Origin of the sequence: Bacillus sp. JHAA (genome assembly GCF_036961585.1) — a bacterium.
In the GTDB taxonomy this organism is placed as follows: domain Bacteria; phylum Bacillota; class Bacilli; order Bacillales; family Bacillaceae; genus Bacillus; species Bacillus velezensis.
Genome location: NZ_JBAMDE010000004.1, coordinates 88,686 through 110,096 on the forward strand (window position 1 = coordinate 88,686; position 21,411 = coordinate 110,096).

Annotated in this window: 20 protein-coding genes; 14 read left to right on the forward strand and 6 right to left on the reverse strand. The window is 48.9% G+C overall.

The features are described 5' to 3' along the window. The first annotated feature begins 32 nt into the window (after positions 1 to 32). Entirely contained in the window at positions 33 to 758 is a 726-nt protein-coding gene (gene tatC / locus V7728_RS10670) for a twin-arginine translocase subunit TatC (protein WP_038456868.1), read from the forward strand. On the opposite strand, the gene pcp is transcribed toward tatC, so the two are convergent. Next, complete coding sequence (pcp, locus tag V7728_RS10675) at positions 755 to 1,402, reverse strand: pyroglutamyl-peptidase I (RefSeq protein WP_082998931.1); 648 nt, start codon at positions 1,400 to 1,402, stop codon at positions 755 to 757. The two genes, tatC and pcp, sit on opposite strands and share 4 nt — an antisense overlap. 71 nt (positions 1,403 to 1,473) lie before the next feature. Here pcp and V7728_RS10680 point away from each other — a divergent pair, with 71 nt between their 5' ends. Then, on the forward strand, positions 1,474 to 2,601 hold the full coding sequence (locus tag V7728_RS10680) for an aminotransferase class V-fold PLP-dependent enzyme (RefSeq protein WP_082998932.1): 1,128 nt from the start codon (positions 1,474 to 1,476) through the stop codon (positions 2,599 to 2,601). A 35-nt stretch (positions 2,602 to 2,636) separates the two neighbouring features. On the opposite strand, the gene lmr(B) is transcribed toward V7728_RS10680, so the two are convergent. Next, entirely contained in the window at positions 2,637 to 4,076 is a 1,440-nt protein-coding gene (gene lmr(B), locus V7728_RS10685; RefSeq protein WP_038455963.1) for a lincomycin efflux MFS transporter Lmr(B), read from the reverse strand. Positions 4,077 to 4,112: 36 nt separating this feature from the next. Continuing rightward, entirely contained in the window at positions 4,113 to 4,679 is a 567-nt protein-coding gene (locus tag V7728_RS10690) for a TetR/AcrR family transcriptional regulator (protein WP_007409030.1), read from the reverse strand. 177 nt (positions 4,680 to 4,856) lie between these two features. On the opposite strand from V7728_RS10690, the gene V7728_RS10695 reads away from it, so the two are divergent. The 4 genes from V7728_RS10695 (at position 4,857) to V7728_RS10710 (ending at position 9,083) form a co-directional block, all read left to right on the forward strand. Beyond that, complete coding sequence (locus V7728_RS10695) at positions 4,857 to 5,972, forward strand: type II asparaginase (protein WP_076425776.1); 1,116 nt, start codon at positions 4,857 to 4,859, stop codon at positions 5,970 to 5,972. 196 nt (positions 5,973 to 6,168) lie between these two features. Continuing rightward, positions 6,169 to 6,813 (forward strand): esterase/lipase family protein, encoded by a 645-nt coding sequence (locus tag V7728_RS10700; protein WP_011996275.1) that lies wholly within the window; start codon positions 6,169 to 6,171, stop codon positions 6,811 to 6,813. Positions 6,814 to 6,949: 136 nt separating this feature from the next. Continuing rightward, positions 6,950 to 8,020 carry a helix-turn-helix domain-containing protein gene (locus tag V7728_RS10705; protein ID WP_082998933.1) on the forward strand — a complete coding sequence of 357 codons (1,071 nt, stop codon included), beginning with the start codon at positions 6,950 to 6,952 and terminating at the stop codon, positions 8,018 to 8,020. A 130-nt stretch (positions 8,021 to 8,150) separates the two neighbouring features. Further along, entirely contained in the window at positions 8,151 to 9,083 is a 933-nt protein-coding gene (locus tag V7728_RS10710; RefSeq protein WP_059366513.1) for an aldo/keto reductase, read from the forward strand. 43 nt (positions 9,084 to 9,126) lie between these two features. On the opposite strand, the gene V7728_RS10715 is transcribed toward V7728_RS10710, so the two are convergent. Then, a complete protein-coding gene (locus V7728_RS10715; RefSeq protein WP_082998934.1) occupies positions 9,127 to 10,122 on the reverse strand; it encodes a DUF5105 domain-containing protein in 996 nt (331 codons plus the stop codon). A 126-nt stretch (positions 10,123 to 10,248) separates the two neighbouring features. Between V7728_RS10715 and V7728_RS10720 the strand changes: the two genes are divergently transcribed. Further along, positions 10,249 to 11,649 (forward strand): YcdB/YcdC domain-containing protein, encoded by a 1,401-nt coding sequence (locus V7728_RS10720; RefSeq protein WP_335371364.1) that lies wholly within the window; start codon positions 10,249 to 10,251, stop codon positions 11,647 to 11,649. 200 nt (positions 11,650 to 11,849) lie between these two features. Beyond that, entirely contained in the window at positions 11,850 to 13,208 is a 1,359-nt protein-coding gene (locus V7728_RS10725; protein WP_082998936.1) for a YcdB/YcdC domain-containing protein, read from the forward strand. Here V7728_RS10725 and V7728_RS10730 read toward each other — a convergent pair. Beyond that, positions 13,205 to 13,708, reverse strand: a complete 504-nt coding sequence (locus V7728_RS10730; RefSeq protein ID WP_011996280.1) for a M15 family metallopeptidase — start codon at positions 13,706 to 13,708, stop codon at positions 13,205 to 13,207. The genes V7728_RS10725 and V7728_RS10730 overlap by 4 nt on opposite strands. A gap of 109 nt (positions 13,709 to 13,817) precedes the next feature. Here V7728_RS10730 and V7728_RS10735 point away from each other — a divergent pair, with 109 nt between their 5' ends. The 6 genes from V7728_RS10735 to V7728_RS10760 all read left to right on the forward strand — a co-directional run bounded on the left by V7728_RS10735 (position 13,818) and on the right by V7728_RS10760 (position 20,285). Continuing rightward, on the forward strand, positions 13,818 to 14,939 hold the full coding sequence (locus tag V7728_RS10735; protein WP_007409040.1) for a response regulator aspartate phosphatase: 1,122 nt from the start codon (positions 13,818 to 13,820) through the stop codon (positions 14,937 to 14,939). A 115-nt stretch (positions 14,940 to 15,054) separates the two neighbouring features. Then, positions 15,055 to 15,834 carry a glucose 1-dehydrogenase gene (locus tag V7728_RS10740; RefSeq protein WP_007409041.1) on the forward strand — a complete coding sequence of 260 codons (780 nt, stop codon included), beginning with the start codon at positions 15,055 to 15,057 and terminating at the stop codon, positions 15,832 to 15,834. A gap of 82 nt (positions 15,835 to 15,916) precedes the next feature. After that, positions 15,917 to 17,593, forward strand: a complete 1,677-nt coding sequence (locus tag V7728_RS10745; RefSeq protein ID WP_082998937.1) for a glycoside hydrolase family 13 protein — start codon at positions 15,917 to 15,919, stop codon at positions 17,591 to 17,593. Positions 17,594 to 17,778: 185 nt separating this feature from the next. Then, positions 17,779 to 18,738, forward strand: a complete 960-nt coding sequence (locus V7728_RS10750; protein WP_020955277.1) for a metal ABC transporter substrate-binding protein — start codon at positions 17,779 to 17,781, stop codon at positions 18,736 to 18,738. Positions 18,739 to 18,792: 54 nt separating this feature from the next. Beyond that, on the forward strand, positions 18,793 to 19,488 hold the full coding sequence (locus V7728_RS10755) for a metal ABC transporter ATP-binding protein (RefSeq protein WP_003156655.1): 696 nt from the start codon (positions 18,793 to 18,795) through the stop codon (positions 19,486 to 19,488). Next, entirely contained in the window at positions 19,446 to 20,285 is an 840-nt protein-coding gene (locus tag V7728_RS10760; protein ID WP_003156653.1) for a metal ABC transporter permease, read from the forward strand. The genes V7728_RS10755 and V7728_RS10760 overlap by 43 nt, the downstream gene beginning before the upstream one ends. 43 nt (positions 20,286 to 20,328) lie before the next feature. On the opposite strand, the gene V7728_RS10765 is transcribed toward V7728_RS10760, so the two are convergent. Continuing rightward, positions 20,329 to 21,324 carry an LLM class flavin-dependent oxidoreductase gene (locus V7728_RS10765; protein ID WP_082998938.1) on the reverse strand — a complete coding sequence of 332 codons (996 nt, stop codon included), beginning with the start codon at positions 21,322 to 21,324 and terminating at the stop codon, positions 20,329 to 20,331. Positions 21,325 to 21,411: the final 87 nt, after the last annotated feature.

The window sequence follows — 21,411 nt, forward strand, 5'->3', positions numbered from 1 at the left end:
TCTGCCTCTTTCTCTATAAGGAGGATGTACGATTGGATAAAAAAGAAACCCACTTGATCGGGCATTTAGAGGAGATTCGGCAGCGTCTCATTAAAACCGTTATCGCCTTTCTCGTGTTTTTTATCGGCGCCTGCTGGTTTGTGCAGGATATTTATGACTGGCTGATCAAGGATTTGGATGGCAGGCTGGCCGTTTTAGGGCCGAGTGAGATTTTATGGGTGTATATGATGATTGCGGGAATATGCGCCCTTACGGCAACGATTCCGGTTGCCGCTTTTCAGCTCTGGCGTTTTACGGCGCCGGCTTTGACCCCGTTTGAACGCCGCGCCGCTTTGCTTTACATTCCGGGGCTTTCGGTTTTGTTTATTATCGGAATTTCCTTCGGGTATTTTGTGCTGTTTCCGATTGTGCTCGGCTTTTTAACACAATTATCCGCCGGCCATTTTGACATGGTATTTACGGCGGACAAGTATTTTACCTTTATGCTGAATCTTACATTGCCGTTCGGATTTTTGTTTGAAATGCCTCTGGCCGTCATGTTTCTGACACGGCTCGGAATCGTGAATCCAACCCGGCTGGCAAAGGCGCGGAAGCTTTCGTATTTTGTGCTGATCGTCGTCTCGGTGCTGATTACGCCTCCGGATTTTATGTCTGACTTTCTCGTCATGATTCCGCTGCTCGTCCTCTATGAAATCAGTGTGACGCTGTCCCGCATCGTTTACCGGAAGAAATGGGCCGAGGCGCCGTCTGCAGCTTAGTGAAGTTCGCCTCCGCCGGTCTCAGTATCGTCCTCATGCGCCGCGGCGGTCACCGCGGCGATTTTGAGCGCTTTTGTCACGAGATCCAGGCTGAGGCTCGGCGCAGACTTCTGCAAGGTTTGCTCCGGAATGTACGGGATGTGTATAAACCCGCCGCGGATGTGCGGATGATGGCGGCTGATTTCATCCATCAGCCCGTAAAAGAGATGATTGCATACAAACGTCCCCGCCGTGTAGGATACAGCCGCGGGAATGCCTTCCTTTTTGATTTCCTCAACGATCCGTTTGATCGGAAGGCCGGTCCAATAGGCCGCGGGACCGTCTTGAGAAATGTTTTCCCCGACAGGCTGGTTTCCTTCGTTATCCGGTATGCGCGCCTCATTGAGATTGATCGCGACCCGTTCCGGCGTGATCTGCATTCTGCCGCCTGCCTGTCCGACACAGATGATAATGTCAGGCTGATGCTTTTTGATCGCCTCGCGCAGCACGGCAAGAGACTTATAAAAAACGGTCGGCACTTGTTCAGATACGATAGAGGCAGGGCCATCAGCGGCACCATTCAGCCGTTTGACCGCTTCCCATGAAGGATTGACCGTTTCCCCGCCGAAGGGGTCAAAGCCTGTCAGCAATACTTTTTTCTCCATATAAAACCCTCCTTTTCTTTTTACCATACTCTATAATGGACATATATTCCTGCCGAAGGGGGAAACACGTCTTGAACTCGCCTCTGGTGCAATACCGATCTTTATTTCCGGCGCTCCGCACACATACGATGCTCGCCAGCTGCTCTCAAAGCGCTCTTGCCCTGCCGGTTTCAAAAGCGATCAATGACTATCAGGAAAGCCTGCTTCAGCATGGCGGAAACTGGGAAGAAGCCATTGGACGAACGGAGCGGGCAAGGTGTGAATTTGCGAAATTGATCGGCGCCCATCCTGAAGAAATCGCCGTTTTACCTTCAGTAACGGCTGCTGTCTCTGCCGCCGTTTCTGCTTTACCGGATTGCCGAAAGAAACAGGCGGTGTATACGGAATTGGATTTTCCGGCGATCGCCCACATTTTGAAGGCACAGACTGAGATGGAGCTTTCAGTCGTGCCGTCTGAAGATGGAATGATCCCGTTAGAGCGGTATGAGACGTACATATCGGAACAGACGCTTTTCACCTGTGTGCCCCATGTGTCCTATACGTCCGGTTTTGTCCAGGATATGAAGCGCATTGCCGAGATATCCGCAAAGAAGGGATCGCTTCTTTTTGTCGATGCTTATCAATCAGCGGGGCACATCCCGATTGATGTAAAAGAATGGGGAGTTGATATGCTGGCCGCGGGTGCGAGAAAGTATATGCTCGGCATACCGGGAACGGCGTTTCTTTATGTCAGAAAGGAACTTGCCGAACGGCTGAAGCCGAAAGTCACCGGATGGTTCGGGCAGCAGCGGGCGTCGATGCTGGATTTAACCCGTTTTTCTTATGCGGACGGAGCCAAACGCTTTGAGACCGGAACCCCGGCATTTATCAGCATATATGCGGCACAGGCGGCATTATCTCTATTAAATGATGCCGGCACAGACCGCATTCACCGGGAAGTAAAAAAACTCAGCACATTTGCGTATGAATACGCTTCTGAAAAAGGGTTGCACCTCACAGGGCCTCCGTCTGCCGATGACAGACCCGGCATGATTTCCATACGGGATGAAAAAGCGGCGGAAACGGCTGCGCTGTTGAGGCGGAAAAACATCGTATGCGCACCCAGCGGACATATCATCCGGCTGGCGCCTCATTTCTATAACACGGCTGACGATCTGATCTATGCGATTGATGAACTGGCTGAAGCGCGCGGTATATAAAAAAACAGCAGACTCACGGGGAGCCTGCTGTTTTCTTATGAGTGATTCACTTTGACCCGTTTCATAAAGAAGGCGCTGATCAAACCGATAGCGGCGACAATCATCGCGAAGATAAAGGCGTGCTGGACGCCCGCAATCAGCGCGTGAGAGTATGCGGAAGGATCATTCGGGTTTTTCACGGTGCTCATATAATTCTTCTGCCCGGCTGCCATGATGCTGACCGCCACCGCAGTGCCGATTGCGCCGGCCATCTGCTGGAGCGTATTCATAATGGCCGTTCCGTCCGGGTAAAATTCCGGCGGCAGCTGGTTTAAGCCATTCGTTTGCGCCGGCATCATGATCATGGAAATGCCGATCATCAGGCATGTGTGGAGCACGACGATGAGAATGGCCGTTGAAGTGCCGGTAATGTTTGAGAAAAACCAAAGTACGGCGGCCGTGATGACAAACCCGGGAATGACAAGCCACTTCGGTCCGTATTTGTCAAACAGGCGCCCCGTCACCGGAGACATAAAGCCGTTTAAAATACCGCCCGGCAACAGGATGAGCCCGGACGTAAACGCCGTCAGCATCAGTCCGCTTTGTAAATACATTGGCAATAGAAGCATTGTCGATAAGATAACCATCATACAGATAAACACAATCACGACACCGAGAACAAACATCGGATAGCGGAAAGCGCGCAGATTCATCATCGGCTGCTTCATTGTCAGCTGCCTGATGGAAAATAAGATGAGCGCGATCGCACCGACAGTGAGCGAACCGATAACCGTCGGGCTTGACCAGCCGTCTGATCCTTCGCCCGCATTGCTGAATCCGAAGACGATGCCGCCAAACCCGATCGTAGACAGAATAATGGAAAGCACGTCAATTTTCGGTTTTGTAATGTCAGACACGTTCTGCATGTAGGCGATGCCGAATAAAAGAGCCAACACAAGAAACGGCAGGGAAATCCAGAAAATCCAATGCCAGTTCAAATGCTCTAACACGAGCCCTGAAAATGTCGGACCGATCGCAGGAGCGAACATGATGACAAGCCCGATCGTCCCCATCGCCGCTCCGCGCTTATGCGGCGGAAAGATGACGAGGATTGTATTAAACATCAGCGGCAGCAGCAGCCCGGTTCCTAAAGCCTGCACGATTCTCGCCGCCAAAAGAAACGGAAAGCTCGGCGCAAGCGCTGCAATCAGCGTGCCGATAATGGAAAAAGCAAGTGAAACGATAAACAGCTGTCTCGTCGTAAACCATTGCAAAAGCAGACCCGATACCGGGACAAGAATACCGAGAACGAGCAGATAGCCCGTCGTCAGCCACTGGACGGTCGCAGGAGTGATATGTAACTCCTTCATCAGGTCAGTCAGGGCGATATTCAGCGCCGTTTCACTGAACATGCCGATAAACCCTGCCGTCAGTAAAGAAATCATGATCGGCATGACTTTATATTGTTTGGAAGGCTGAGCGTTTTCCAAAATCATTCTCCTCTCTTTCTATACGTACATGTCTCTCGTATTTTATGTCTTCAGCAGGTTCGGGATTTGTTTAGAAATATGGAGGATCGGCATTTTGTCTTTTTTGGCTAAGGACACAATGATGCCGCCTTCTATCATGGCATTTAAAACAGTGCTGATTTCCGCCGCTTTCTCATCAGAAAAACCGGCTGATCTCAATTTGCCCGCGAACAGATTCTCCCATTCCTGATAAGCGCTTTGACAGGCCTGCTGGAGCTTTTCGCTCTTTAAAGCAGTCTCGGCAGCCAGTAAACCGACAGGAAACCCTTCAAAGTTCTCCGGACATGTGAATTGGCTTGATAAGTCCTGTAAAAACGCTTGAATGCTTTCCGCAGGATCAGGATGGGCATCAAGGCTTTCTTTTATTTTCATACGGATATAATGGCTCATTTCATTGACAGCCTCAATGGCGAGCTGCTCTTTGCCGTCCGGAAAATGATAGTAAAGAGAACCTTTCGGCGCACCGCTTTCTTTAATAATCTGATTCAGCCCCGTGCCGTAATACCCCTGAAGCTGAAACAGCCTGGTTGCCGCGGCGAGGATTTTTTCACGAGAATCTCCATAGCTCATAATGTTCCCACCTTACTGATTTTTGACAAATTTAAAATATAGTGACTGGTCTATTATCTTGATTTCACATGACGGTGTCAAGGTTTTTTAACGGTTATTTTCTTCGGGAGGTTGCCTGACAAGCGCGTTGACCGGTGCGAGGAAAATCTTCATAAATAAAGAAAAGGAGAGAAAAGAATGAAAAAACAATTTATGCCCTTCATTACATTTATCACGGCTCTGCTCTTCATCGCGGCCGGCTGCTCCCAATCTCCTCAAGCGAAAGAAACACCGCCCCGGATGGCAGCCGCAGCCCCAGCGAAAAAAGACGGACTTCCGAATGTTAAAATTCTTGCCACCGGCGGCACAATTGCAGGCGCTGCTCCTTCAAAGACGTCCGCTACGGAGTACACGGCGGGGGCAATCGGAGTTGATGCCCTGATTCAGGCCGTTCCGGAGATAAAAGAGGTCGCGCATGTGAGCGGAGAACAGGTTGTGAATATCGGCAGCCAGAATATGAATAACGAGACACTGCTGAAACTTGCAAAACGGGTAAACAAGCTGCTCAAGTCTGATGATACAGACGGCATTGTCATTACACATGGAACAGACACACTTGAGGAAACCGCCTACTTTCTCAATCTGACGGTCAAAAGTGACAAGCCCGTTGTTGTCGCCGGGTCAATGAGGCCGTCCACGGCGATCGGAGCGGACGGGCCGTCCAACTTATATAACGCTGTAAAAACAGCGGCTGCGCCTGATGCGAAAGGCAAGGGGACGCTTGTCGTATTAAATGACAGAATCGCTTCGGCGCGCTATGTGACAAAAACCAATACAACCGCGGCCGACACATTCAAATCGGAAGAAATGGGTTATATCGGAACAATTGCTGATGACATCTATTTTAATAACATCATGACCCGAAAGCATACGAAGGATACAGATTTCAAGATAGATAAACTTGATAAACTGCCGCAGGTCGATATTATATACGGCTATCAAAATGACGGAAGCTATCTCTTTGAAGCTGCCGTAAAATCAGGGGCGCAAGGCATTATTTTTGCAGGCTCGGGAAACGGCTCAATGTCTGATGCGGCGCAAAAAGGCGCCGTAAAGTCGGTCAAAAGCGGGCTGGCGGTCGTCCGCTCCACAAGGACGGGAAACGGAACGGTAACACCTAATCGAGAGTATGAAAAAGACCATTTGACAGCTTCAAACTCTCTCAACCCTCAAAAAGCGCGGATTCTTCTGATGCTTGCGCTGACAAAAACGCATGACCCTAAGCGGATTCAAACCTATTTCAATGAGTACTAGGAGAAGAGAACTGGGTGTTCTCTCCTTTTTTGTTATGCCGTATTAAAGCATAAGCGTGCTTTCGGGAAAGGGGCGTCTTTCTCATTTTTCCGCTCTTTTTTTAATTGTTGAAAACAGTAAAAAATACACTATTTTTTCCTTTTCTTCTCTAATAGAATGAAAACTGCAAAAATATTACATAGCAGGAGGAAAGTTCATGAAACATATAAAAAACAAAATTCTAGTTGTCCTTACAGTTTGTATGCTGTCCGTCATTTCCGTATTTGCCTTCCAGCCGACCGTATCGAAAGCCTCCTCAGGGCATAACCCCGTTGTCATGGTCCACGGAATCGGCGGGGCGTCCTTTAACTTCGCGGGAATCAAAACATACTTGGCATCCCAAGGCTGGTCAAGAAAAGAGATGTACGCCATCGATTTCTTAGACAAAACCGGAAACAACAGACACAATGCGCCGAGACTGTCCAATTACGTGAAAAAAGTGCTCAGCGAAACAGGTGCGAAAAAAGTCGATATCGTCGCGCACAGCATGGGCGGAGCCAACACGCTCTATTACATTAAAAATCTTGACGGCGGAGACAAAATCGCAAACGTCGTCACACTCGGCGGAGCGAACGGCCTTGTGACCAACCGGGCGCTTCCGGGGACTGATCCGAACCAAAAGATTTTATATACATCGATTTACAGCTCAGCGGACTTAATCGTCCTGAACCCGCTGTCACGGCTGATCGGCGGGAAAAACGTGCAGATTCACGGTGTCGGACACATCGGACTTTTGATGAACAGCCAAGTAAACGGGCTGATTAAAGAAGGTCTGAACGGCGGCGGACAAAATACAAATTAACAGTTTCAAAGCCCCGGAGAATGAGAATATCCCGGGGTCTTTTTTTCTTCCATATTCTTTTTTCGCCGTAAACCAAGCCCTCTGAAGTTATTTTTGTTAAAATAATAAAGTTATATCAGAATTCGGAGGGTTTATTGTGGGAAAAGTGAAAAGAAATGCCCCTTGCCCATGCGGCAGCGGGAAGAAATATAAAAAATGCTGCGGAAGCAAAGAAGCTGCCATTCCGGCAGACATCGCGGCAAAAGAAGCGAAACAGATTCAGGAAAGCCTAATGGAGTACGCCTTTACAGCACATAGAGACGGCATATCATCATTTATTAACCAGCACGGGTTCATTACGGAGCTGGACAGACAGACAAAAGACATCGGAGTCTTCAACCTCGGCATCTGGGGAATTTTCTTCCGTCCGCTGGCAGGCAGCAAGACGATTTTTGAAGAATATCTTCAGAAAAAAGCCGGCGGCATCAACCGCCCGAAAACACGGGAAATCGTTGAATCATGGAAAAGCATGACACCTGCCGTTATGGTGCTTGAAGATGTGAAAGAAGGAATGATTCACTTTGAAGATGTGATGACGAAAAAACAATTCAAAGTGGAAATGGACGTCAGCCAGCAGGATCTTCCGCCGGCGGGAAGCCTGATTCTCGGCTATCCGATCCACGAAGCGGAAAAAGCGGAGTTCTTCATGCAATTTACGATCTTCCCTGTGAAGCGGACCGAAGCTCTAATCAGCAAAGTGAAAAAGGCGGCGGCCCCGGCTCTTGCGGAAGGAAAATCGCCTGAGCGCTTTATGCAGGAAAACTTCGACATTGTGCTGGCCGCTCTTTTAGGAACGGCGGAAGAGCCTGAGCAGGCAGCTGAAGAAAAACAGACAGAATGGGCCAACGACATGGAGAAGGAAACGGCAGACGCCATTGAAAAAGGCCTGAGCGGGGATGAATACCCGGCTGAGCTGGTTCCGGCCGTAATTGATCTGTGGAAAACGTTCTGTGTCAAAAAAACACCGACGATCAGAAAGCCTGAAGCTTTCGCGGCGGCGGTCGAATATTACGTAAACAGCATTTCTCTGAACGGCGCGTCCGTTTCTCAAGCCAAGCTGGCGAAGAAGTACGGCGTCAGCGCCTCAACGATTTCCAGCCGCTATAAGGAAATCGAGGGTGCTCTCACGGATGAAGCCGAACGCTTCGCCGCAGCTCTGACATCTTAATACACAGCCAAAAAAACCTTGAAGGGCAAACGCTTTTCAAGGTTTTTTCTGTAGAGAGGCTCTCAGGCAGGATAATTCTTACCGTCTATCTAATACTAAACAGAGCGATAAAAGGAAGGGAGCCTGAGCCATGGATGAGACACGTACGCTGGGCAGGACGGATTTACGGGTAAAGCGTATCGGTTTTGGCGCAAATGCGGTCGGAGGACATAATCTGTTTCCGAATCTTAATGATGAAACGGGAAAAGAACTCATCCGCACAGCATTGGACGGCGGCGTCAATTTTATTGATACGGCGTTTATATACGGTTTGGGGCGTTCCGAAGAGTTAATCGGTGAAGTTGTCGCAGAGCGCGGCGTGCGGGACAGCCTCGTGATTGCGTCAAAAGGCGCGCATAAAGAAGTCAACGGACAAATCGAGCTGGACAACAGCCGTGAATTTCTCCGGAGTGAGGCGGAAAACAGCCTGAAGCGGCTGAAAACAGACGTGATTGATTTGTATTACGTCCACTTCCCTGACGGCAAAACACCGCTCTCCGAAGTGGCGGGCACGCTAAAAGAACTGAAGGACGAAGGGAAAATCAGAGCAATCGGCGCGTCCAATCTCAGCTTCCGGCAATTGCAGGAGTTTAACGCCGACGGCTATTTAGAGGTTTTTCAATCGGAATATTCACTGATTCAGCGTGAGGCGGAGCATGATCTGCTGCCTTATTGTGAAAAGAACGGCATCTCCTTTATTCCTTATTTCCCGCTTGCTTCCGGCTTGCTGACGGGAAAGTTTACAAAAGACACAGTCTTTGAGGACAGCCGAAAGAACAGGCCGCCGTTTCAGGGAGAAGCTTTTCACCAAAATCTGGAGCGAGTGGATAAGCTTCGGGCCGTTGCGGAGGAAAAAGGGGCGCAGACAGCGCATATCGCACTCGCATGGCTTCTGTCGCAGCCGGCGGTGGATGCGATCATTCCCGGAGCCAAACGCCCCGTCCAGCTGAAACACAATCTGGACGCGCTTAATGTGCAGTTAACCGAGGATGAGGTTCAATATATCAGTGACATCTTTAAGTGAAAATAAAAAAAGGAAATAGCCTGCGCTATTTCCTTTCTTGTTGTCAGGACGTTTTCAAAAACGCTTCTGTCAATCCTTCCAGATCGGCGTCTGTATCCAGATACCACTGGCCGCGGGCGTTTTTCTTCATCTCAATTTCTCTTGTAACAGAAGAAGAAGCCGGTTTCAGGCGTATAAACTCTTCCGGATAGACAGAAAGCAGGTGGCTGACAATTTCGTTTTCATCAGCATCAGGGTGCTTTCCGGCATAGTCTTGCACGCGGTCTTGCAGCTGGCCCGCAAGCGGAGACATATCAAGCGGCGTCACTTTTGCTTCAAGGACGGCTTTTTTGCCTGACATGGATTTGGTATGCACCTTGAGCTCTGTGTTATCCCGAAGCGCTGATGACATGGCGTCAATAATAGCGGAAATGGCTTTTGAATCCGCCTGTTCTTGTGAAATGCCTGCAGAAGCGATAAAGCTGGCTTTCGCCGATTCCTGATATGCGGCGGCCGTCATTTTTTCATTTACACCGGTCAGGCGGGTGAAATCTTTATTGTGCTTGCCGTACAGCATCACATCAATGTATGCGGATAATGCGTCCGCTGGGTCAGGTTTTGCGTTGGAGGCTGTGCCTTTGACTTTCAGTTTATAAGATAAAGGCTTCGCGTCTTTTGCCTGCGGCTGATATACCAATTCATAGGATTTGCCTTCGTCAGCCGTGAAGTACAGATTGCCCGTCACTGTCTTACCCGCATGAAGCGTGCCGCTCTGCATCAAGTCTTCCTTATCGGCCTTGGCTGTTTTCGCGTCATCCTGATAAAGCGAGAAGTCGCTGCTTTTGACGGTAAGCGGGTCTTTGCCCGTATTTTTGACGGTGACCGTTACTTTCAGCGCGGCCGGATGTTCAGTATCGTCTGAAGCGGCCCATGCCGTCTCTTTTATTTTCACTTTCGCCGTGCTGCTTTCCTGGCCGCCGCTCGTTTCGCTGCTGCACGCGGCGGTAAATGCCGTGAGAAGCAGAATGAAAAACACGGCGCTCATTTTTTTGATGGACATCTGGTTTACCCCCTGTTGTTAATGATTAATTCGATAGTCATGAAGACAGACAGGTTAATTATACTAGTTTTGTATAAAAGAGTCTTGGTAATCATCAATCTTTTTGGAAGAAAAGGAAGTGTTATGATGAATAAAGAAGAATTGAAACAGCTGGCTCTCCGAATCGGAAACGTACCTGCCCGCTACGAGAGTAATGTGGAAGAATACCGGGAAGATGAGGTTCTGTTTTGGTGGGAAGATAAGAATGATCCGGAAGCCGGCATCATGGTCGAATTAGACCGGGACGGAAAACTGAAATACTTATCCCGTCCGGCTTTCCAGACTGATCTGCCGGCTCTTTCGGAATCGGACATAAAAAAAACGATGCGGGCGTTTTTAGAAACCCATCGTCCTGGGGCATTGGCTGAGTTCGAATTGGAAAACAGCGGCTCCGCCAATGATGGCGATGTGAGATATTCCTATGTTCAGATGGCTGACGGTCTGCCGCTTCCGCTGACCGGGTTTTACATCGACCTGGCTGTGACAGGGGAAGTAACCGGCTTTTCTTACCATGGGAAGGCCGATGATCTGTTAAGACCGGAGACAATTGCGGACAAGCGGGAAGCGTTGGCTCACTTTGTCAAACATATTGAAGCAGAGCTGTTGTTCACCGTCCTGCATCAGTCCGTCTATGTGCAGGGGGATGACAAGCCCCATCTCGTCTATCAAATCGTGTCTCCGACGCGGCCGATATCGGCCGACCTGAAGGAAGAGAATGCAGAATTAGACGAATATGAAGAGCTGGAAGACGACACGCGGCCGTATGTCCCGATTTCACGCCCTGCACCTGAAGCGGAAAAGATGAGCATCAATGACATGATCGGGCTGCACGACGGTTTTTATAAAGAGAGGGAAAGCGACCTTGGAGAGGGCCGTATCGGCATTGCCTGGCGTCCTGAAAAAACAAAATCCGCACGGGAAGATAAAAGCTTTGAAAGTCTGTTTAAAGAACGGAATGAACACGTATTGAAAACAATGCATGATAAAGAATCGGGCCGGCTCACCGGGGCGATGTCATTTATAAAGGTTGAAGGCGAACCGGTGTTTTCCGAGGAAGAATGCCATCACATGGCCATCCGCTTTTTATTCGCCATGTTTCCGGAAGCGGATCAGTATTTCCGGGTTCAATATGATGATCCGGATGATGAAGGAGAAAACGTGGGACTTACATATAAGGCTTGTTCGGGCGGCGTTGATTTGCGATTCGGAGAGGGAAGAATCTGTGTCAGCAAAAAGACGAGTCTTGTCACTTTTTATATGCCGCCGGAAATTGATCCGAAAGAGCTCCAGGAAATCGATCCCGTTCCTTCATTGACAATGGAAGAGGCGAAGGACGCGATCCGCCGGGCCATCAAAGCCGAGCTCGCTTGGGATCGTTGTTACGATGACGACAGCTGCGGAAAAGTGTACAGGCTCGTATACAAGCCGGTTTTCCCGCGGTTTATTGAGGCTCATACAGGGGAAGCGATCACGAGTTTAATAGGCTGAAGGTCATGGGCGTTCGTCCCGGGGCTTTCACGGGGAATGTGACATTTGTATGAAAAAGTGCCGCTCTGAATACGGCTCTTTTCCCTCTTTGCTAAAAATAGACACATAAAAGGCACTTTCTTCCCTTTAAAAGGATAAGGACGTTTTTATATAATAAAAAACAGTTCTTTTTTATACACTCTTCTGAAAGGATGACCCCATTGCTGAAAGAACATCTGAGAAAAAAAGCGCTGGAAATCGGGAACATACCGCCGGACTATGAGCTTGAAATAGAAGATTATGATGAAAAACAAAAAACGAAAGCCTATTATATATGGAAAGATCGTAACCATCCGGATAAAACGGTCACGATTGAGCTGGGCGACGACGGATCTTTGCTTACCTATTCACGCAACGACTGTCCGAGTTCAGACATGCAGCTGTCAGACGCCGAATTAAAGCTGACGGCTCTTCGGTTTGCGGCGAGACACCGCCCGCTAACTTTTATGAATTTCATCTTTCAGGCGAGGGAAGAACGCAATGGGTGCATCCGATTTATCTATACAAAAAAAGTGCTCGGCCGGCCGCTTCCCGATTCAGGTTTTTTCGTTGATGTAACCAGGAGCGGCTTCGTCGTGCAGTTTATCTATTACGGTTATAAGGGTGAAGCGCCCGTTCCGGAAACATTCGTCGATCGGGAAAAAGTCGTCTCGCATTACATGAGTGTGCTGACATTCAGTCTCGTCTATGATGTGGTCAATTTTGAGAAAATACCGCGTCTCGTCTATGAACCGATTCTGCCGGCTTACAGCTATCCGGCCGGTGAAGATGATATCGTGCCGGATCAGCAGCTTTGCGAAGACAGGAATGAGCCGGCAAAACCGCTTCCCGCGTTTGAACATAAACGGGAAATCAGCCTGGATGAATTAATGGGGTTTACCTCGGATATGGTTCAGACGCGCCGGCGCGATCTCGGGGATGAGATCGGAACGACATGGCGGAAAGGGTCGGTTCCGGAACGGAAAGATTTGAGTATCGAAAGCTATTTTGAAAGCAGCAACAAAAATACAATGAAGATGAAAACGGACAAAAAGACAGGGAAAATGACAGCCTTTAAATCTTTTATTGAGCATCAGGGCCCGGCCTTTTATTCTGCGGAAGAGTGTGAGGCCGTCGCGCTTCAATTTTTATACAAGCTTTATCCGAGAGCGGACGAGTTTTTTAAAATGAACCCGCTGAAAACGGACGGAAGGGGCAGGTTCCGCTTCCATTTTTCCATATGGCATCAGGATATTCCGCTGCGGTTCGGCGCTGCGAGAATACTTGTCAGTCCCGTAACGGGGCTTGTGGAAGCTTACATGGCGCCTGACATTGACCCGGAGCAGCTGGAGAAGATCAATCCGGTGCCGGCCGTTACTCCCGAAGAAGCAAAGGCCGCTTTTTTATCCGATTTCCATCTGCGGCTGGAGTGGCAGCGCGATTTTACGCCGTCCGGCAATGAAGGATATAAGCTTGTGTACAGGCCTGTCTATCCTCCGTACATTGATGCGCAAAAGCGAAAAAAGAAAAGGTTTTATTAGCCAGGGATCATTTGTAAATGAGGATAATCTTTAAAGCCTCTCCAATCGCCTCCCCAATCAAAACCGAGCGTTTTGGCAATCGATACGACCTCAAGCCAATCGGGCGTGCCGTTTCGGTTTCCGTCGTACGTCATATCCCAAATCAGGCTTCCATCCTTTTTTTGCAGGGCGAAGTCGATCGCAAGGCCGTAATTGTGGTAAGATTCCCCGCCTTTTGCGTAGGTGACGATATTTCCTTTTTTTGAACGTCCTTGACGGTACAATTCGTTTTGTTCCTCAATTGATCTGAAACCCTCTGTGATAACGACGGTGATGCCTTTTTTCAGAGCGGCCGTCTGCAATAGCTCCGCATTCTGTTTCACGAGCGGATGAAGAGCGCTTGGAATGGCTCTGTCTTGTAATGCCGTCTGCGGCCTCAATTCTTTCTGCACATAGGAAAAACATAGGTCTGCGGAAAAGAAGAGGATCAAAAGCAGTGCAATTCTGACTGGTCGTTTCATGGTGAATTCTCTCTTTCTTTAATTGATTAAAATCTTTGTTTGCTCACTGCCATAAATTTGCTATGATAAAATATAACATAATTAGTAGCCGGAGGAAGGAGGCAAATCTATGAAATCCAAGATTCCATCTGAAGAAGTGGCCGTAAAGATGAATGAATGGTATAAGCTGATCCGCGCGTTTGAAGCCGATCAAGCTGAAGCGCTGAAGCGGGAGATTCAATATGAACTCGAAGATATGGAAGAGAACCAGGATTTATTGTTGTATTTTTCATTGATGGAATTTCGGCACCGCATCATGCTGGATAAATTAAAACCCATGAAAGACGGCGACTGCCAGCCTCCGTTCTCTGAAATGCTCACTGAGATTGAGATGAACCAGCAAAAGCTGACCGGCTTACTGGAATATTATTTTTACTATTTCAGGGGAATGTATGAATTTAAGCAGAAAAACTTCATCTCAGCGATTTCTCATTATAAGCGGGCTGAGGAAAAGCTTGAATATGTGGAAGATGACATAGAGAAAGCCGAGTTTCTGTATAAAATTTCTGAGGTGTACTATCACATCAAGCAGACTTTCTTTTCGATGAATTACGCGGGGCAGGCGCTTGATATTTACAAGAAATATGAATTATACGGAATGAGAAGGGTGCAGTGCAAATTTATCATTGCCGGAAATCTGATGGACGCCCAGCAGCATAAAAAAGCGCTGGAATACCTCGAATGCGCCTTGGAGCACGCGGAGCGGCTTGATGATCAATATATGATTGCTGCGGCCTATTATAATATCGGGCACTGTATGTACAGTCTGGGTGACTTTTGCAAGGCGGCGGAGGATTTTGAACGGGCGGCTGCCGGATTTGAAGCACACAGCTTCCGGCAGGTCATCCAGGCTGTTTTTTCACTCACGCATATCTACTTTAAAACGGAAAAATACAGTGAAGCCGCCGCCAGCTGCGCGCGGGGCATGAGAAGCGCGGCGGAGTGGGAAGATGAGATCTATATGACGAAATTCCGTCTGATTAAAGAGCTTTATCAGGGGGAAGGCGGACAGGATTCACTCAAAGAGTATTTTGACATTCTGGAATCAAAAGAGCTGTTGGCTGACACAGAGGAACTGCTTCAGGACGCGGCTCATTTCTTTCATAAACGGGAGAACTACAAAGCGGCATCTTATTTTTTCAGCAGGCTTGTCGGCGTGCAAAAAAGGCTGCAAATGAACAACTACGCATAATGAAAAAAAGAACGAGGGAGCTTCGGCTTCATCGTTCTTTTTATGATCTCTTTTGTTTTCGGCCGATCAAAACCGGGTACATGCTCTGTATTAACATCAGGGAGGAAATGAGACAATGTATCAGGATTTACAGGGAAAAACAGCAATCGTAACAGGTTCTTCGAAAGGAATCGGAAAAGCCATTGCCGAACGCTTCGGCAAGGAGCGGATGAATGTGGTTGTGAACTACCTCGGTGATTCCGCCGGAGCGGAAGAAGCGGCGGACATCATTGAGAAAGCGGGAGGCCGAGCCGTCACCGTAAAAGCCGATGTATCCTCAGAAGAAGGGATTCAGGCGCTGTTTGATGCCGCCCAGGAGCATTTCGGGGGTGTGGACGTGATGGTCAACAATTCCGGCTTTAACGGGGCCGAAGCGATGCCCCATGAAATGAGCCTGGAGGATTGGCAAAGGGTCATCGACGTCAACGTGACCGGCACCTTTTTGGGGGCGAAAGCGGCACTGAAACATATGCTCGAGCGCGGCAAAAAAGGAACTGTCTTAAACATATCGAGCGTTCATCAGCAAATCCCGCGTCCTGAAAACGTGCAGTACTCGGCATCCAAAGGCGGGATCAAAATGATGACGGAAACGATGGCGCTCAATTACGCAGACAAAGGCATCCGGGTGAATGCCATCGCTCCCGGCACGATCGCCACGGAGTCCAATAAGGATCTGGAAGATGAAACACATAAACAGGCCCAGCTGAAAAAAATTCCGATGAACGCCTTCGGAAAACCGGAAGAAGTCGCCGCGGCCGCCGCATGGATGGTGTCGGAAGAAGCGAGTTACGTAACCGGAACGACACTTTTCGTCGACGGAGGCATGACGCTTTATCCGTCTCAGCTGGACAGATAAAAGAGAGGGGGAAACCTTCTCTTTTTTGTTTAGGGAAGGATCATAAAGGAAATGGTTCTCTAAAAAACAGGAGGGCCGCAAGATGAATGACTGGTGGAAAGACGCCGTTGTCTATCAAATCTATCCGCGAAGCTTTCAAGATACGAACGGCGACGGTATAGGCGACCTGCGGGGGATTATCGCGCGTCTCGATTATATAAAAGAACTTGGCGCTGATGTGATATGGATCTGCCCGATTTACCCGTCGCCAAACGTCGATAACGGCTACGATGTGACGGATCATCAAGCGATTATGGAATCTTACGGAACGATGGAGGACTTTCACGATCTGCTTACAGAATGCCGCAGCCGCGGATTAAAGCTTGTGATGGATTTCGTCTTAAATCATACCTCCACGGAGCATCCTTGGTTCAAAGAGGCGGAAATGAATCCGGACAGCAAATACCGCGATTATTATATTTGGCGGCCGGGCACCGCGGACGGCCCGCCGACCGATTGGGTGTCGGATTACGGACAATCCGTCTGGCAGTACGAAGAACATACGGGCGAATATTACCTGCATATGAACGCCGTCAAACAAGCCGACCTGAATTGGGAAAATCCCGAGGTTCGGCAATCCGTGTACGAGATGATGAGATTTTGGCTCGATAAAGGCGTGGACGGATTGCGAATAGACCAGCTCCATCTTCTGTCAAAAAAAGAATACTTGCCGCCATATGAAGATTACATCGCCCGCCGGGCCGATCCGAAGCCTTTCCGGCCAAACGGAGCACGGATACATGATTACTTAAAAGAAATGACGAAAGAGGTATTTTCCAAATATGACGTGATGTCGGTCGGCGAGGCCGGATCAGTGACGCCTGAGGAAGGGCTGGTCTACACGGGAACCGATGAGCATGAACTGAATATGATTTTTCATTTTCAGCATATGGAGCTTGATCAAAAGCCGGGCCAAGAGCATTGGGATGTAAAACCGCTTGAGCTGTCCGATTTGAAGAAAGTGCTCACAGACTGGCAGGAAAAACTGGAACATCAAGGCTGGAATACGCTGTATTGGTGCAATCATGACCAGCCCCGGATCGTATCCCGTTTCGGAGACGAAGGCACATACCGCAAAGCATCCGCCAAAATGCTTGCCGCTCTGCTTTATTTCATGAAAGGCACGCCGTACATTTACCAGGGGGAAGAAATCGGCATGACAAACGCTCCGTTTGACAGAATAGAGGATTATCAAGATATTCAGACCATCAATATGTATCATAAAAGGGTATTTGAAATGGGCCGGAACAGGGAAGAAGTCATGGCGTCCATTATGGCGAAAAGCCGGGACCATGCCCGTACACCGATGCAGTGGGACGGCAGCAAGAATGCCGGATTTACGGAGGGCGAACCGTGGCTCGCGGTCAATTCCAATTACAAAACCGTCAATGCGGCCGAGGCTCAGGATGATCCCGATTCTATATTGAACTTTTACAAAAAACTGATCCGCCTGCGAAAACAGTATGCTGATATCATAAAAGGCAGCTACACGCTGCTGCTTCCTGATGACCCGCAGCTGTTCGTGTATGAAAGACAGGCAAACGGACAAAAACTCATGTCCATCAGCAACGTATCGAAAGAAGAAGCCGCTTTTTATTGGCCGGACGGTTCCGAACCTGAAAGGGCCGAGCTGCTTCTCAGCAACTATGATAATGACAGCGGCACGGAATCCCGCATCACATTCCGCCCATACGAAACAAGAGTTTATCTGCTTGCCTGATATGTGATAGGACTCCCCCGTCCATACATGGCGGGGGCTTTTTAGGTAAATTGGATATTAATTTAGAAAAAAATATCTTGCAAAACGTAATTACTTCGTTTTATTATGGTATAGGTAACAAATGAACGAGAAAGAACGCTTTGGAAATCGTCATCATTCTGATTTACAGAACAGGGGGAAACGGCTTGTTTAAAAAATGGAGCGGAATCATTGTCATTGCGGCATGCTTTTTAATTGCGGCGGGCTGCGGCAATTCATCTTCAAAAGGTTCGTCAGGTTCTTCAAAAAGCGGCAAACTGCACGTCGTGACGACCTTTTATCCTATGTACGAATTCACGAAACAAATTGTCAAAGACAAAGGCGATGTAGACATTCTCATCCCGTCTTCGGTCGAACCCCATGATTGGGAGCCGACGCCGAAGGATATCGCCGGCATTCAAAACGCCGATCTTTTCGTATACAACAGCGAATATATGGAGACATGGGTTCCTTCAGCGGAAAAAAGCATGGGCTCTGATCATGCGAAGTTTGTAAAGGCGTCGAAAGGAATTGACTTACTCGAAGGTTCGGATGAAGAGGAAGAGGAACATGGACACGGCGGTCATGACCACAGCCACAGCATGGACCCTCACGTGTGGCTCAGCCCGGTTCTTGCGCAAAAAGAGGTCAAAACCATTACGGCGCAGATCGTAAAACAGGACCCGAAGAATAAAGAATACTATGAGAAAAATAGTAAAGAATATATTGCAAAACTGCAGGATCTTGATAAACTATACCGTACAACATTAAATAAAGCGGCGAAAAAAGAATTGATCACACAGCACGCGGCATTCAGCTATCTCGCCAAAGAATACGGCTTAAAACAAGTCGCGATTGCAGGCCTTTCTCCTGAAGAAGAGCCGAGTGCGGCCAAACTGGCGGATCTCAAAACGTTTGCCAAAAAGCATGATGTGAAGATCATCTACTTTGAAGAAGTTGCATCGCCTAAAGTTGCAGATACGCTTGCCGGTGAAATCGGCGCGAAAACGGAAGTGCTCAATACACTGGAAGGTTTAAGCCAAAAAGAACGGGATAAAGGCATCGGTTATATCGACATTATGGAGAAAAACCTTGATGCACTGAAAGATTCGCTATTGGTTAAATAACATAGTGTGCGCCGCGGGGTGCACACTATTTCTATGCGGGAAAGGAAGGTCAGCATGAATCTCGTTACATTACAGGATATCGTTTTTGGTTATTCGCATACACCCGTGCTTGACGGCGTGTCGCTGGAAATCAAAAGCGGCGAATTCGTCGGCATTACAGGACCGAACGGCGCGTCAAAATCGACGCTGATGAAAGTCATGCTCGGCATGCTCAGACCTTGGGAAGGAACGGCCGAGATCAGTAAAAAAAACGCAGCCGGAAAACGCCTGACAATCGGCTATGTTCCGCAGCAGATTTCTTCATTTAACGCAGGATTCCCAAGCACGGTTCTGGAGCTTGTGCAATCAGGCCGTTATACGAAGGGAAAATGGTTTAAACGATTGAACGAAACGGATCACCACGAGGTGGAAAACGCGCTGAAGATGGTGGAAATGTGGGATTTCCGCCACCGGAAAATCGGCGATTTATCCGGCGGACAGAAGCAGAAAATCTGCATTGCGAGAATGCTTGCGAGCAATCCGGATCTGCTGATGCTTGATGAGCCGACAACCGCGGTTGATTATGAAAGCAGGCAGGGTTTCTACGAATTTATGCACCATCAGGTGAAAAATCACAACCGCACCGTCGTCATGGTGACACACGAACAAAACGAAGTACAGCAGTATCTGGATAAAGTCATACGGCTTGAAAGGGGGGAAAAAGGCGGATGGAAATGTTTGACTTGGAATTCATGCGACGAGCTTTTCTAGCGGGAAGCATGATCGGAATTATGGCGCCGATATTAGGCGTATATCTCGTGCTGAGAAGACAGGCGCTGATGGCGGATACGCTGTCTCATATTTCATTGTCGGGCGTGGCCATCGGTTTTTTTCTCAGTACCAATATTACGGCGGCGAGCATCGTTGTCGTCACGATCGGAGCGATCGGCATTGAATACATGCGGCGGGCGTACCGTACATATTCCGAGGTATCTATCGCAATCTTAATGGCGGCCGGGCTGTCGTTTGCGATGTTTCTGATCAGCCTGTCAAAAGGCGGCGCGTCGATGAGCATCGATCAATATTTATTTGGATCGCTTGTCACGGTCAGCCAGCAGCAGGTCTATATTATCGGAGGCATTACCCTGCTGATTCTGCTTTATTTCATTATATTAAACAGACCGCTCTATCTGCTTACTTTTGACGAGGCGACGGCGAAGACATCAGGCATTAACACAAACCTGCTGTCAATGTCATTCAGCATCGTGACGGGGCTGGCGATTTCGGTCATTATTCCGATTATCGGCGTGCTGCTCGTTTCCGCGCTCCTCGTACTGCCCGCGGCTTTTGCAATCCGTATCGCCAAAGGGTTTAAATGGGTGTTTGCGGCAGCCATTATTATTTCTCTTTTCAGTGTGTTCATGGGGCTGACGTCTTCGTACCAGCTCGGAACGCCTCCGGGGCCGTCAATCACTTTACTGTTAATCATTCTGCTTCTGCTCGGGTTTATGCTGCAGGGGATTTGGAATGCGTTTAAAAAAGGAAAAGAACGAAAAAACCGCCGTTAAGCGGTGCAGCAGTCTCATCTGCTGCTCCGTTTGACGGCTTTTTTTACAGAAATATATCAGCAAGACGCTCATATGACTCTTTTTTTGCTTCGAAATCAAAGACGTTGCACAGCACCATCATCTCTTTTGTCTGATACCGCTCGGAAAGTTCAAGCAGACGGCGTTTCACTGCGGCAGGAGAGCCGATCACCATCCGCTTCCTGTTTTCTTCTATCTGTTTACGATCCTCCGGCGAATACGGATAAGCCTGCGCTTCTTCCACACTCGGCACGCGGCTGTCGGCGCCTTTTCCGACACGAAGAAGCCATAAATCCTGGCTTAAGGCGAGTTCTTCCGCTTTCTCATCCGTAGCCGCGCATATGACGAAAATGGCACAGAGCGAGGCGGGAGCGGAAAAATGGGCGGAGGCCCGGAAATGGTCCCGATAGATCTGAAAAGCTTTTTCCCCGCGTTCCGGATTAATGAAATGGCCGAAGACATAGCCCGCACCTTGAAGAGCGGCGCGTCTGGCGCTGTTTTCCCCGAGGCCGAGCACCCAAAGCTGCGGGGCTGTTTCAATCAAAGGCGCTGTTTTTATTCCTGCATAAGCATGGTCCGAGGGAACCGAATCTGTCAGAAAGGATGATAAATCCTGAAGCTGCCTGTTGAACTCGGTCATGCTTTTCTTTACCCCGTCTGTGAGGGCGAGCCGGATTTTCGTTGTACCGCCCGGCGAGCGTCCGACCCCAAGGTCAATCCGGTTCGGGTGCAGCGCCTCAAGCTGACGGAAAGTTTCCGCGACTTTATAAGGGCTGTACTGCGGCAGCAGCACGCCGCCTGATCCGACACGGATGGACGTTGTGGCTGCGGCGGTATGAGCGATCATAATTTCCGGCGAAACGCTTGTGAGCCCTCTTGTGCCGTGATGCTCGGCAAACCAGTACCGCTTATAGCCCCATCCTTCACTGAGGCGGGCGAGCTCCGCTGAACGGCGGAGCGTCTCGTGCGGCCCGTTTCCTTTGGATACGGGCGCCTGATCAAGTATGCTTAAATCAATCACTCGTCTGCCCCTTTCCTGACATGTATTGATACAAGGATAGGAAAAATGTTCAGTCTTCGTCAATTTCTTTGTTTTCTCTATTCTCTC

Bases quoted from the DNA above. Each gene is read 5' to 3' on its own strand.
- pcp (WP_082998931.1), bottom strand. From the start codon at position 1,402: ATGGAGAAAAAAGTATTGCTGACAGGCTTTGACCCCTTCGGCGGGGAA.
- V7728_RS10690 (WP_007409030.1), bottom strand. From the start codon at position 4,679: ATGAGCTATGGAGATTCTCGTGAAAAAATCCTCGCCGCGGCAACCAGG.
- V7728_RS10695 (WP_076425776.1), top strand. From the start codon at position 4,857: ATGAAAAAACAATTTATGCCCTTCATTACATTTATCACGGCTCTGCTC.
- V7728_RS10700 (WP_011996275.1), top strand. From the start codon at position 6,169: ATGAAACATATAAAAAACAAAATTCTAGTTGTCCTTACAGTTTGTATG.
- V7728_RS10710 (WP_059366513.1), top strand. From the start codon at position 8,151: ATGGATGAGACACGTACGCTGGGCAGGACGGATTTACGGGTAAAGCGT.
- V7728_RS10715 (WP_082998934.1), bottom strand. From the start codon at position 10,122: ATGTCCATCAAAAAAATGAGCGCCGTGTTTTTCATTCTGCTTCTCACG.
- V7728_RS10720 (WP_335371364.1), top strand. From the start codon at position 10,249: ATGAATAAAGAAGAATTGAAACAGCTGGCTCTCCGAATCGGAAACGTA.
- V7728_RS10730 (WP_011996280.1), bottom strand. From the start codon at position 13,708: ATGAAACGACCAGTCAGAATTGCACTGCTTTTGATCCTCTTCTTTTCC.
- V7728_RS10735 (WP_007409040.1), top strand. From the start codon at position 13,818: ATGAAATCCAAGATTCCATCTGAAGAAGTGGCCGTAAAGATGAATGAA.
- V7728_RS10740 (WP_007409041.1), top strand. From the start codon at position 15,055: ATGTATCAGGATTTACAGGGAAAAACAGCAATCGTAACAGGTTCTTCG.
- V7728_RS10745 (WP_082998937.1), top strand. From the start codon at position 15,917: ATGAATGACTGGTGGAAAGACGCCGTTGTCTATCAAATCTATCCGCGA.
- V7728_RS10755 (WP_003156655.1), top strand. From the start codon at position 18,793: ATGAATCTCGTTACATTACAGGATATCGTTTTTGGTTATTCGCATACA.
- V7728_RS10760 (WP_003156653.1), top strand. From the start codon at position 19,446: ATGGAAATGTTTGACTTGGAATTCATGCGACGAGCTTTTCTAGCGGGA.